Genomic DNA, 13,023 nt, shown 5'->3' with positions numbered 1-13,023 from the left:
GAGTGCGGTAACACTCCACTCAGCCTTACCACAACCCAAGCTGATAGGAGCTCGGATCAATGGCTGATTCGGACGATACCACGACTTTGTCTTCCGTCACGCGCAGGATGCTGCTGACGTGTACGATGGCGACCATGGCAACGTTGCCATTTGGACCCGGCACGGAGAGTGTAAAAGCATTTGCCACCAACAAGATCTGCGACCCCGCGCTGGACGTTTGGCGACAATGGTTTGAAGCCTTCAATGAAACACAGCGCCTCTGGAAATTGCAGCTGGATCTTGAACGCCGGATGGTTGCTGCTATCGGATTTCCACACGTCGAAATCATGCTCCCCGGAGAAATGAAGCCGGTCCGCGCATTCAGCCTGGAAGAGGTAGATCGGATCTGTGGCGATGCATCTGGGCATGAGGCCATACGGGCAAGGGCAATAGCATCCTTCCGGAACCGCCAGGACGCGTGGAATCGTTTGGATGATGCCTTGGGATATACTCGGGCCGCGAAAGCCGAGGTACGAGCTGATCGTACTGAAATGATGACAGCCGACGCCCTGATGAACACACCGGCCGCGACACTTGCCGGCGTTGCGGGCAAGCTTGATGCGGTCCTGCGTAAAGGCGAGTACTATGGGTTGCCCCCGGATTTCCCCTGGCAGCACGTGCGTTCAGCGCAGGCCGATCTGATACGCATCGGGCAAACCTTGCAGCCTAACCTCTTCATGTTTGGCAGCGGCGCCGAGACCTTCCTGGATTCCGACGGGGACGCATTATGAAAGACGCTATTGGCGAACAGCACACCGAAGCCCTCCGCCATATGCACGCAACGAGGGCGCATGTTCAACTGACTTCGCCTGAACATATTGGTCATCTCTCCGAGCACAGGCGTCGTGAACTGGGAGCGATCGCGCGTATCCTCTTGGAGGAGTTCGAGCAGGCACAGAAAGACAAGCAGCTGAAGAAGGGCACGGCCGGCAGTATCGTGAAGCTGGTTCTGTTTGGTTCCTGCGCAAACTGTTTGGGTGTCGAAGCGTACGAGGGTGACGATCGCGCTGCCTACAACCTGCTCGTCGTCGTTAGCACAAAAACCTTTGCCGATCCAGGTTTCTGGGATCGGGCCAGGGATCGCCTGCGGTGGGAACTGACGGTCACGAGGTGTCTGAAGACGCCGGTAAACTTCATCGTCTATTCCATCATGGATTTGAACAACCAGCTTGTTCTCGGTCGTCCCTTCTTCGTGGACATCGTCCGCGACGGCATCATGATCCATGACAGGCCAGGCTTTCCCTTCGTTAAACCCAAACCGCTGGATTTAGAGGTGGCCAGAGCCGAGATGCTCCACCATTTCGATCACTGGTTCCCGAACGCCGAGTATCGCTTCGAACTGGCGAAGCATGCTGTGGGGCGTGGCTACAACAGGGAAGCAGCCTTTGACCTTCATCAGACGGCCGAACAGCTCTATCATGGTACCCTACGTGTCCTGACGCTTCACAGCCCGAAATCGCATCGACTTGCCTGGCTGCGCACACATGCGGAGCGGGTCACGCCGCGGCTGATCGCGGTCTGGCCCCGCGACAGCTTCTTTGCCGCGCAGCGCTTTGCTCGCCTCGACAAAGCCTATATCGGGGCCCGATATTCGCGCCATTATAAAATCGATGAAGAAGACTTGGCTTGGCTGATCAAGCGTGTGACCTTGCTGCAAAGAACCGCTGTATCGGTTTGCACCGCACGCCTCGAAAGCGCCGAGCGGGCTTCACTTCTACCCAAACCCCAGACGAGATCGCTCTGATCCCCGTCTGGTCCGATGTGACTCATCTGTTCCAACAACAAGCAGGCGGGCTTCGCCTGGCTCGAGGAAAGCTACATTCTTCAAGCAAATCAAGCGTCGGAAGAGGCCTTTTCATTACGCACGTGGACTCAGTGCTCGAGAGGATGGGTGCGATATTCTGCATCGTTACGTTTCAACGATGTTTGACCCTTTCACCTCCGGGCCTCCAGATGCTCGATGAGACGGCACGCTCGCATGATACGAGTTGAGATTTCAGTTATTGCAGTTAGGCATCCCAGCTCCTATATTGCCGTCAAGGAGACCGCATCATGGCCAGCCAAATCATTCACTTCGCCGGGTTGTCGGATCGGGACCGCATGGCAGCCTCGCCGCTGCCAAAGCTTACTGCTGGCGACAGGTTGGAACTTCATGTTCATCAAGAAGGGGGACGCGAGCATAAGCTCTCGATTCCACCGTCGGCCGCCGCCGCGGTTGAGGCTCTTCTGGCCCACATGTTGCGCGGCGAACGAGTTGCGCTCCTCACCGAGGAGCAGGAATTGAGCCCAACAGAAGCATCCGCGATCCTAGGCATCTCCCGTCCTCTGGTCGTTCTGCGCATGGATCGCGGCGATCTGCCGTTCCGTTACGTGGGCAAGCATCGTCGCGCTCTCCTCAAGGACGTACTCGCGTTGAAGACCAGGCTCGACACACGCCAGGCCGCGATGAATGCGCTTGCCGAAGACACGGAGAATCTCATTCAGACCCATGGCCTCTAAACCGCCCGGCGCGGTCTATGATGCCTGCGTCCTGTATCCATTTAATCTACGCAATGTCTTGGTCCAGTGCGCCTTCGACGGTCTGGTCGAAGCACGCTGGACGGACGACATACATGGAGAGTGGAACCGCAATCTCGCGGCCAACCCGCCGACTTTGCCCATCGAGCGCCTCGTAGCGACACGCGATAGGATGAAAGCGGTCCTGCCGGACGCCGATGTCGCCGATTATCGCCGTTTGATCCCGGACCTCCGACTACCCGATCCCGATTGCTTTCGGGAAGGAGTGGTTCGATGCTCGCGAGCGTTACCATTTTGCCGGTTTCTATGCCTCGTAATTCATATTTATAAACATGGTGATAGGCACGATCTAACGCAATCGTTTTGCCGGTCTTGTTGCCGATATAGCTTTAGCGAGATGTCTAGGACAAATCGGTATTTCGCAGTGTTCCCAGGTTTGGGTCTGCACCTACGCCTTCAGCCCAGGCAGAACTATGATGATAACTTGTGTCAACGCATGTTGGCACCTTGCTCTCGCGCGGAAATTGGTAACGGCCCGGGCAAAGGCCGGTTCCCCCGGGCGCACACGGCCCAAGCCCCCCAAGCGTCTTGAAGGCCGGTCCATAGCGCTCGGCCATCAGCAGCGGCACGGCACAATCCCATTTCGGCAGCGCAGCGATCAGCATGTCAGCCAGCATCCAGGCAAGCGGTTCGGCATCCGGCCGCACCGCATGCACGGCCGTGACCAGGTCCGCAGCGGCGAACGGCGCGGGACGGCCGGATTTCAGCGCTTCGTCGGCATGGTCGAGCGCCGCGGTGAGCCGATCGTCCCAGGCCAGCCCCAACAGATCGGCAAGCTCGGCCACCGCCTTGAGGAGAAGGCGGGTTTGCGGGTGGACAATCTCCTGGTGGCCAGAAACACCTTTCCGGCCGGGCCGGGATCGTCGCCCACGGCGGTGGGCAGAACGGCATCGCGCAACGCTGCCGCATCCTCGCCGCGCGCCATCGGTTGGACCGCGACGGCGGCGCATTTGAGGGCCTGGCGCGACCGCCAGCAGCCGGCCCAGGCGGGCGTTGAGCGGGCCATATCATCCAGCGATTTCAGGGTGATGCCGGCAGAAATGGTCGCAGCAAGCGCGTCCGGCTCGCGCCCGCGCGGCAACGCCCAGCCGGGCAGGGCGGCGATGAAGGTCGGGGCGGCAACGGGCGCGGCGACGGGCAAATCCATGACCGGTCCTAGGCCAGATGTGCGGATCATGCCATAGATTTATGCTCTAACCGCACGCCTTGTCTTTCGCGTATAACGATGGATAATCTTGCATTATCGTCATTATGCTCCTTAATAGAGCAATGCCCCCTATCGTTGAGCAAATTAAAAATCATCCCAAGCACACTTCAGCACCGCCTGACAGCGCAGTTGTCGGCCATGGAGAGGCGGCGAGTTCGGCCAATACACGACGCGCCTATGCCGCCGACTGGAAGCATTTTTCAGCCTGGTGCCGGCGGCAGGGTCTTCCAATCATGCCTCCCGATCCCGCGGTTGTCGCGCTCTACATAAGAGCTTGTGCCTCCGGCAGCAGCAACAGTGCCGGTGCGCGGGGCGGCAAGCCCAATACGGTCTCGACGATCGAGCGGCGGCTCTCAGCGCTCTCCTCGAGTTATTCCCAGGCAGGTCTGCCGCTCGACCGCAGTGCCCCGGCGATTGCCAGCGTCCTGGCCGACATCCGCAACACCCGCGCCGCGCCGCCGCGCCAAAAAGAGGCTGTCCTGCCTGAGGAGTTGGTCGCCATGATCGAGACGCTGGAGCGCGGCACGCTCCGCGGCCTGCGCGACCGCGCCATGCTGCTCATCGGCTTTGCTGGCGGCCTGCGGCGCTCCGACATTACAGGGCTCGATCTCGGTCGCGACCAAACGCACGACGGCCGGGGCTGGATTGAGATTTCTGACAAGGGCATGCTTGTTACGCTGCGCGGCAAGACCGGGTGGCGCGAGGTGGAGATCGGCCGCGGCTCCTCGGAGGCCACCTGCCCTGTTGCCGCCGTCAATGCATGGATCCGGTTCGCCAGGCTGGCGAAAGGCCCCCTTTTTCGCCGCGTGACCGGCCGGGGCAAGGAGGTCGGACCGGGCCGGCTGAACGACCAGGAGGTAGCCCGACTGGTCAAGAAGACGGCGCTGGCCGCCGGCGTGCGGGGTGACCTGTCTGAAACCGAGCGTGGCGCCAAATTCGCCGCGCACTCCTTGCGCGCCGGCTCCGCCGCCTAAAATCTGTGAAGGGACCGAACACCTAAAGCGCGCAGCGGCAAGCCCAACACGGTCTCGATCTATGAGCCGCGGCTACGACTCTCTGAGACATACACATGCGAACCAGTCCACCGAGTGCAAGGATCGCTCGATGGCTACTATAGCCGCCGCTTTCCGCAATAGCCCACTTACCCCCCTTCCCCGAACTAAGACCCTGCCTGATGATCTCCTTCCGTACTTGAGGGAAGACCGGCCGGGGCCGTCAGGCGAAAAAGCCAACCGCCCCTCTTTCGGCCACAGATGGCTCAGGGCGCGTTTTTCGCGTTTTCCATGCCACGGGTCATTCCTATGCGAGAAATCCTCTGTACGGCCATCTGTGAGGGTCGGAAAATTCGGCGTTTTTACTTTTTGATTGCGGAGACTATGCCTTGCTAGCTTGGTTGCGAATAGCGAGGCGCCATCATGAGGGGGCGTAACGCCTCAGTCCGATATGGCTCCGACCGACGAACGGCCGAACTGGTTACTTTTGCAACGCCATGGCCAGGCCCGTCGGCCGCGCGATCGCTGCTCACTGGCCTTCATCCAATTCAGCAAACCGCCTCGCTGCATCAGAAGGCGGCGGACCTGTGTTAGGATCTGAACGCCCTGCCTAAGACATTGGAGCGCAGTACCCTGCGTGATCCACGTCCCCGCCCCACGGTTGCTCATCGGCTGGCACTGCAGCATGCTCCCAGATCACGATCTTCGACAAGGGGGCGCTCGCAACGCTTTTCATCGATAGCGGGTGGCGGAAGGTGGAGATCCGCCGAGGCTCGCGCGAGCCGTTTTGCCATGATCGCCCGGGCTTGTTCCACCACGCACCCGGAGTCCGCTTTTCCTTAGACTTGTGCTTTTTGGGGCGAACTGAGCGAAGTGAACACAACTTTTAAACGCTGGCATTCCGTGGAAATTCGATGTCACGCAGAATAGAGGTTGTATTTTTGCATCGGAAAGCGCCGCGAACGCAACTCACAATAAGCTTAACAGGACCTTAAGCTTTCTTCTAAAGTATTAAGTGACAGATCCCGGGGTAGAGGCGCGCCGATTGTATTCGGTCCATAACGCGAACGATCATGTTCACCCCCTGTCTTAGCGTTTGTTCCCCTCCCTCAACGGAAAATACTATGTCGCTCTTGCAAAACCTGCGGATCAGAACAAAGGTCCTGTCCCTCGTCCTTCCCGCCTGTCTTATCGGCATCGGCGGAACGCTCTATGTCTCGGGAAAATTCAAGTCTGCGGACACCGAGTATTCGGATTTCGTCACCAATGACGGGAACGCCGAGATAGACATGGCCATTGCCAGCCAGCGTCTCGTTTCGATCGTTTACGACGCCTATCAGGTGTTTCTCTATGACGCCGGAACCGAAGGAATGAAACGAGCGGAGGGCGACTACGCGGCCAGCAAGACACGGCTCAACGAGCTGATCGATAACGCGATGACGTTGATGCCGGCAGACCGCGAGGCGCTGGCGTCTCTCCAGGCGCAATCCAACAGCGTCATCGACATCACGGATAAAGCCGTCGCTGCGGGGTCCGCCGACCGCAACGACGAAGCCAAAGCCCTTCTCGTCCAGGCCGATGAAAAGGCTGCCGAGACGATCAAGGCGATGCGCGCATGGATCAACAATACGAGCGACAGGCTCAAGGAGAAGGCTGCAGTCCTTTCTGAGAAAACCAACAACACGATCCTGTATACTCTGTTGGCATTGGCCGCTGTTTTTTCGTCCCTGCTGCTTCTCGCTGTGATCGTCACCAAGCGCGAGATTTCCAATCCGATCGAGCGGCTTCGCCTCAGAATGATGTCGCTTGCCTCCGGGCAGGTGAATGAGGCTGTGCCCGGCGTCGACCGCCGGGACGAGCTCGGAAGCATGGCTTCGGCCGTCTCCGTCTTTCGCGATAACGCCATCGAAAAGGATCGCCTGGAAAAGCAGAGCGACGCCGACCGGGCGCTTTCGGAACAGGAGAGACTGGAGCGGGAGAAACAGAAGGCCGCCGACGCCGCCAACACCAAGTTTGCCGTCGATTCGCTGCGCGACGGGTTGGAAGCTCTCGCCGATGGCAACGTCTCCCACCGCATCCTGACGCCCTTCACCGGCACGCTCGACGAACTGCGCTCGAACTTCAACAGCTCCGTGGAGAAGCTTCACTCCGTGCTTCGCTCGGTCGGGCAGAATGCGGAAGGGATCGATGCCGGTGCGAATGAGATCCGCGCGGCTGCAGACGATCTGTCGAGACGCACGGAACAACAGGCAGCCTCTGTCGAGGAAACGGCAGCAGCCCTGGAGCAGATCACCACGACGGTCAAGGATTCGGCCAAGCGTGCAGATGATGCAGGTCGCCTCGTATCGAAGGCACGAACAGGCGCCGAACAATCCGGTGCCTTGATGCAGAATGCTGTCGAAGCGATGATGGCCATTGAGAAATCAGCGGGTGAGATGGGTAATATTATCTCCGTCATCGATGAAATCGCGTTCCAGACCAATCTCCTGGCGTTGAATGCGGGCGTGGAAGCGGCGCGCGCCGGCGAGGCGGGGAAAGGCTTTGCGGTGGTCGCGCAAGAGGTTCGGGAACTTGCCCAACGCTCGGCGAACGCGGCCAAGGAAATCAAGGCCTTGATCGCGGCGTCCGGCTCTCAGGTTCAAACCGGCGTCGAGCTTGTCAAGCAGACCGGCGTTTCGCTCGAGACGATCGTGGCGGAAGTCCGGGAGATTAGCCTGCACGTGAACGCCATCGTGGAATCCTCCCGTGAGCAGGCGACCGGCCTTCAGGAGATCAACACCGCCGTTAACGTGATGGACCAAGGTACGCAACAGAACGCGGCGATGGTCGAGCAGTCGACGGCTGCCAGCCATGGCCTTGCCCGGGAAGCCGCTGCGCTTAACCAGCTCCTGGCGCAATTCAATCTTGGGGGATCGAAAGGTTCGGAGCACGGTCTTCGGGCGATGCGAGCCGCATAGCCTTCCTGCAATCGAGTGGATATCGCGCCAAACGGCGCGATATCTTTGAGACAAACCCACCAACGGCAAAAAGACGTTTCGATCGCCACGCCTGCGCCCGAACCGACCATCCTGCAGGATCGGTCCCTAAGCGACGGACCCTTTCGCAAAAGCTAGCCAACGCGCCGTAAGGCCCTTGAGGATAGGTGACGAGAACGCCGAGCACCCATCTTCACGATCATTCGTCCTCGCTTAGAGCTCAACGAACACATCAATAAAAGGCGGTTTGGCGAAAGTGCCCGCCGCCGCCCTACCCTACCCTCGCCCCAGCACTTGCTGAAACGTTGAGAACCTTTCGATTCGAAAGGCGTGGGCCGCGAGAACCAGCCCGCCGCAGATATCGAGCCGACCCAAGTCGATGCCGACTAACACCCACTTGAAGCACATCGCAGCTTAGGCCGGAAATTCTCGCGCCCTCGCGCCGAAGTTCAGTGGTTATGTCCGGCTGGGTCGTGGTGTGACCGGTCCGAGCATGTGGCCGCTGCGCGCCGAGATATTGTGCGGTTGGCACGCTTGGACCTCCACAACGCGACCGCTTTCGCGGCACGACCAATTTGCGGCAAAGGTTGATGCAACGGGCCCACCAAGTGGCTTTAAATGGATGACTAGTACGACACAAGCACCGGCACGCGCCGACGAGCATCACTGTCGCTGTTGACAGCTGTCAACAGGCCGCTCGTCAACCACATCTCGGGCTGGCACCTGTTTATACCCACGGAGGCTCTTCGCGTACGCGCGACGTCCGAGCCGAGCATCATTGTCTGAGCAAGCACGGCAACTCACGAAAGAGGATGCCTCGCTCGGAAGATTGCAATAATGGGTATAGCATAATGGGCGGACTACGATGCGCACAGGGACGCTGAGGGATATGTTCTCTTGCGGCGGCCCAGCCCATGCTCGCCACCGGCCTAACGACGAGCTGACTTGCACCGACCCTTCCGAACGGGCCCAACCCCAATGGCTCACATTCAGCTGGCGCAGTCGTTGACAGCTGTCAACTCACGCCATCCCCGGTCGCCAAAAATCCCCGCAAACGATTCATTTTCCAGCATTTCCATCTCTGTGAATCGCCATTTTTCTTTCCTGCAAAGGCTTGACGCGACTCAGAGCTTGGCCCAGCGTGCCTACGGAATAAGGCGAAGGATGGTTAGTTCGCCGTAACTGCGAGACGTATCTGTAGATTTTCGCCCTGCCGCATATCCACGGTGCCGAGAATCGGACGATAATAGCATTACGGTCGATCGCGCATGAGGCGCTGACTCGATCGGGTAACAATCGGAGACTTTGATGGCTTTGCCTTCGGATACCGCCATGGAAGAACACAAGGAGCCGCTTCGCCCGGCCGACGAAACCATTGCAGAAGATGCGCAGGCCCTTTCCACGCAGCTCCAGTCAATGCGCGATCGGTTGTTCTCGCCGACGTCTCGGAAGTCGTTACGCAGCTTCACCTCGGGGGAAGCTGCGCGACTAATCGGCGTGTCTGATGGTTATCTCCGGCAGATTTCGCTTGCCGGAGAAGGACCGGAACTTGCCACTGGTCCCGGTGGCCGTCGCATGTATTCGCTCTCCGATATCGATGCGCTTCGCCATCACCTCGCCGAGCAGGCGCGCGCCAAGGGCAACATCGCCAAGGCCCGCTCCTATCTGAAATGGCGTGATGAGGCACGCGGCGAGCATCTCCAGATCATCTCCGTGACCAACTTCAAGGGCGGCTCGGGCAAGACGACATCGGCCGTCCACCTCGCTCAGCACCTAGCCATGACCGGCCATCGCGTGCTGGCCATCGATCTCGATCCGCAGGCTTCGCTTTCCGCACTCTTCGGCTACCAGCCGGAACTTGATCTGGTCGGCAACGACACGATCTATGGTGCAATCCGTTATGACGACGAAGCGCGACCGCTTTCGGCCATCATCCGCAAGACCTACTTCCACAATCTGGACCTGGTCCCCGGCAATCTCGAACTCCAGGAGTTCGAGCATGCGACACCCCGCGCGCTCGCCGAGCGTCGCGCTGGCGACGCACATGGCTTCTTCTTCACACGCGTCCAGGCGGCCCTTGCCACGGTGGCCGACAACTATGACGTCGTCGTCATCGATTGCCCGCCGCAGCTTGGTTATCTGACGCTGTCTGCACTCTGCGCCTCGACGTCCGTCATCGTGACGGTGCATCCGCAGATGCTGGATGTCGCCTCGATGAGCCAGTTCCTCTTCATGACGGCGGATCTGCTCGGTGTGGTGCGTGAGGCGGGCGGGCAGCTCAATTTCGATTTCCTGCGCTATCTCGTGACACGCTACGAGCCGCATGACGCGCCACAGGCGCAGATCGCGGGCTTCCTTCGCTCGCTGTTCGGCAGCCGCGTTCTGACGGCGCCGATGCTGAAATCCACCGCCGTCTCGGATGCCGGCCTGACGAAGCAGACGCTTTACGAAGTCGGGCGCGAGAACTTCTCGCGCGGCACCTACGACCGCGCGATGGACGCGCTGGACGCCGTCAACAACGAGATTGAACAGCTTATTCATACCGCATGGGGACGCACGTGATGGCCGGGCGCGATCGAAAGAACTCCATCAAGGCCCTGTTCGGCGGCGATATCCTGCCGGCCGGAGAGGCAGCACCCGAAACGAAAGCCGCGCCGACGGCAAACGAGCCGGCCGCCGCCCCCGTGCGGACGTCATCCGGTGCCGTCAAGGCGATGGGCCTCTCGCTGACCTCGATTACCCGCGAGGCGGAGGAGGCGCGGGCGCTTCGCCAGGCGCTGCAGGATGGCGAACGCATCGTTTCACTCGATACCGACAAGATCGACGTCTCCTTCGTCAACGACCGCCTGAGCGATGAGGAGCGTGACGATCCGGATTTCCTCGCACTCGTCGACAGCATCCGCGAGAGCGGACAGCAGGTTCCGATCCTGGTGCGACCCGCGCCCGCCGGGAACGCCGACAAAGGCGAAGGCGACCGATATCAGGTGGCCTATGGTCACCGCCGCCTACGTGCCGCTCGCCGCCTCGGCCAGCCCGTAAAGGCGATCGTCAAGACACTGAGCGACGACGAACTGGTTCTGGCACAGGGCAAGGAAAATGCCGAACGCCGTAACCTGAGCTTCATCGAACGCGCGCTGTTTGCGCATACGCTCGTTCGGCGCGGTTTCGAGCGCAAGCTCGTCTGCGATGCCTTGGCGGTGCAGAAAAGCGAGCTGTCACGCCTTCTCCAGGTCGCAGACGCCGTGCCGTTCCGCTTCGTGCGCGAGATCGGTCCGGCGCCGAAGGCCGGCCGTGAGCGCTGGATGGCGCTTGGCGCGCTTTACGAGAACGGCAATGGCGCGGAGATCGAGAAATCGGAGGACGAGGTCCACTCCGAGCGTTTCCGGTCGGCGACGAGCGATGAGCGTTTTCAGATGCTGTTCGACCGGCTGATGCGGCGCGCGCCCAAGGCGGCGCCAGCGACCGAGGCGATTATCCGCCCCGACGGCGGCGTACTCGCCCATGTCGAACGCAAGGGCAAGGCGGTGCGCATTGCCTTTGCCCCAGAAGTCGATCCCGCCTTCATCGAGGCCTTAACAGCACGCATGAAGGACGATTACGCAGACTTTCTAGCCGCGCGCAAAGACGCGAAGGCGGGAAAGACCTGACAACATTGTTGTGATTCGGCCGCGTGAGCGGTTGGAGAACGCCTGAGAAACCAGCGAAAGGAAGCGCAGAGACAAGAAAAAAGGCCCCCAAAACGTCACCATTTCGGAAGCCCTCTTCTATGTAGCAATTCGAGAGAATCACTTCCTACAGTCAAAGTCAAGAGTCGTGCGACGCTAGCGTCGTGCGAATGTGAAACTTCGTCTGCCAAATGGCCTGTCTCAGGAGCGGAATCCCCGCTCGATCATGCGACAGGACGGATGGATGGCGTCGACGGGACCTCCTTGCCTCGGAAAAGGGGACCCGAATGATGGAGCATATTGCAACGACGCCTTTTGGCGGCGGACGGATAACTGCGCGCCAGTTCCAGAGACAGCGCGAGACGGCCGGCCGACAGGAAAAACTGCGGGCTGGTGGGGCCGGTAATGATACCGGCCGGGCCGACAAGTGGCAGCTGATGCGCGCCTTGACCGAGGCACGCGCGGCCTATGGTATCGGAGATCGCGCAATCAGCGTGCTTGAAGCCCTCGTCTCCTTCACCACCACACGGGAGCTCGACGGTTCGGCACCGATCATTGTCTTTCCGTCAAATCGCGAACTGTCGGTGCGCACGCGCGGCATTTCGCCGGCGACGATCCGACGCCACCTGGCAGCACTGGTTGACGCCGGCATGATCTTCCGCCGCGACAGCGCCAACGGAAAGCGCTTCTGCCGGCGCGACGACAAAGGCGCGATAGAGGACGCCTTCGGTTTCGACCTGGCACCGCTCGCGCTCCGGGCCACAGAAATACTGGAAGCGGCAGAAGCCGCACGCGCCGAAGAAAGAGCAATCAGGGCGCTGCGGAGCGAGGTAACGCTGCACCAGCGCGATATCACCAAGATCATCGCCTGCGCATTGGAAGAGGGCAGGGCGGGCGACTGGCTCGATTTCAAGGCCCGATTGGCGACGATGACCACCGGCCTAGGCCGCCGCATGCGACGCGATCTCCTGGCATGGCGGCGCGATGAACTGATCACCCTGCGGGCCGAAGTGGAAAACGCTTATCTTTCAAGCCTTTCCGAACAAGAAATGAGCGGCAATGAGCTTCAAAATGAGCAGCATATTCAGAATACAAATACAGATCTCTCTTTTGAACTGAACGGCCGGGAAAATGCTGAAGGCAGCGCCACGATCTCAAATTTGACGGTGCCTGAGCAAAAGATGGCGATCAGTCTCGACAGATTGACACGCATTTGCCCGCAGATTGCCGATTACACAAAGGATGGCATCCGGTCTTGGAACGATTTCCTGGCCGCTGCGGACCTCGCACGGTCGATGCTCGGCATCACGCCCGATGCATGGCGCAAGGCGAAAGCGGCGATGGGTGAACAGACGGCGGCCGTGGTGATCACTGTGCTGCTGGAACGGGGCGAGGCCGTCCGCTCACCCGGAGGCTATCTGCGAAACCTGACGGAAAAGGCCCGGCGTGCGGCCTTTAGCATCTATCCGATGCTCCAGGCGCTGGAACGGTCGCGGGCATGATGGACGGAAGCGTGAAAAACCCCCCGGACGACCGGACGGACGGCGGTATTTGCCCCCCGCCCGATG

7 protein-coding genes and 2 pseudogenes are annotated in these 13,023 nt (G+C 60.2%); 8 read left to right on the top strand and 1 reads right to left on the bottom strand.

From position 1 onward, the window contains the following. Window positions 1-59 precede the first annotated feature (59 nt). The 3 genes from K6301_RS22600 (at window position 60) to K6301_RS22590 (ending at window position 2,538) form a co-directional block, all read left to right on the top strand. Window positions 60-770, top strand: coding sequence for a hypothetical protein (locus tag K6301_RS22600; protein WP_247221088.1), 711 nt, complete (start codon window positions 60-62; stop codon window positions 768-770). Further along, window positions 767-1,783: a HEPN domain-containing protein gene (locus K6301_RS22595; protein ID WP_247221087.1), complete on the top strand. Its 1,017-nt coding sequence runs from the start codon at window positions 767-769 to the stop codon at window positions 1,781-1,783. The genes K6301_RS22600 and K6301_RS22595 overlap by 4 nt, the downstream gene beginning before the upstream one ends. A 308-nt stretch (window positions 1,784-2,091) precedes the next feature. Then, a complete protein-coding gene (locus tag K6301_RS22590) occupies window positions 2,092-2,538 on the top strand; it encodes a helix-turn-helix domain-containing protein (RefSeq protein ID WP_247221086.1) in 447 nt (148 codons plus the stop codon). A gap of 419 nt (window positions 2,539-2,957) precedes the next feature. Here the strand turns inward: K6301_RS22590 and K6301_RS25125 are convergent. Then, a pseudogene (locus K6301_RS25125) lies at window positions 2,958-3,763 on the bottom strand (DUF1403 family protein). 104 nt (window positions 3,764-3,867) lie between these two features. Here K6301_RS25125 and K6301_RS22580 point away from each other — a divergent pair. The 5 genes and pseudogenes from K6301_RS22580 to repC form a co-directional block, all read left to right on the top strand. Continuing rightward, window positions 3,868-4,794 (top strand): annotated as a pseudogene (locus tag K6301_RS22580) (integrase); the annotation flags it as partial. Window positions 4,795-5,888: 1,094 nt separating this feature from the next. Beyond that, window positions 5,889-7,772, top strand: coding sequence for a methyl-accepting chemotaxis protein (locus tag K6301_RS22575; protein ID WP_247221085.1), 1,884 nt, complete (start codon window positions 5,889-5,891; stop codon window positions 7,770-7,772). A gap of 1,326 nt (window positions 7,773-9,098) precedes the next feature. Next, on the top strand, window positions 9,099-10,352 hold the full coding sequence (gene repA / locus K6301_RS22570) for a plasmid partitioning protein RepA (RefSeq protein ID WP_247221084.1): 1,254 nt from the start codon (window positions 9,099-9,101) through the stop codon (window positions 10,350-10,352). Beyond that, window positions 10,352-11,437, top strand: coding sequence for a plasmid partitioning protein RepB (gene repB / locus K6301_RS22565; protein WP_247221083.1), 1,086 nt, complete (start codon window positions 10,352-10,354; stop codon window positions 11,435-11,437). Before repA ends, repB begins: the two co-directional genes overlap by 1 nt. A 305-nt stretch (window positions 11,438-11,742) precedes the next feature. After that, on the top strand, window positions 11,743-12,957 hold the full coding sequence (repC, locus tag K6301_RS22560; RefSeq protein ID WP_247221082.1) for a plasmid replication protein RepC: 1,215 nt from the start codon (window positions 11,743-11,745) through the stop codon (window positions 12,955-12,957). Window positions 12,958-13,023: the final 66 nt, after the last annotated feature.

The organism is Shinella oryzae (assembly GCF_023038235.1).
GTDB lineage: Bacteria > Pseudomonadota > Alphaproteobacteria > Rhizobiales > Rhizobiaceae > Shinella > Shinella sumterensis.
The sequence above is the reverse complement of the archived record's forward strand: the minus strand, read 5'-3'. Positions and strand labels throughout refer to the sequence as shown.

Coding starts and splice junctions, on each gene's coding strand:
- K6301_RS22600 (WP_247221088.1), top strand. CDS start 60: ATGGCTGATTCGGACGATACCACGACTTTGTCTTCCGTCACGCGCAGG.
- K6301_RS22595 (WP_247221087.1), top strand. CDS start 767: ATGAAAGACGCTATTGGCGAACAGCACACCGAAGCCCTCCGCCATATG.
- K6301_RS22590 (WP_247221086.1), top strand. CDS start 2,092: ATGGCCAGCCAAATCATTCACTTCGCCGGGTTGTCGGATCGGGACCGC.
- K6301_RS22575 (WP_247221085.1), top strand. CDS start 5,889: ATGTTCACCCCCTGTCTTAGCGTTTGTTCCCCTCCCTCAACGGAAAAT.
- repA (WP_247221084.1), top strand. CDS start 9,099: ATGGCTTTGCCTTCGGATACCGCCATGGAAGAACACAAGGAGCCGCTT.
- repB (WP_247221083.1), top strand. CDS start 10,352: ATGGCCGGGCGCGATCGAAAGAACTCCATCAAGGCCCTGTTCGGCGGC.
- repC (WP_247221082.1), top strand. CDS start 11,743: ATGATGGAGCATATTGCAACGACGCCTTTTGGCGGCGGACGGATAACT.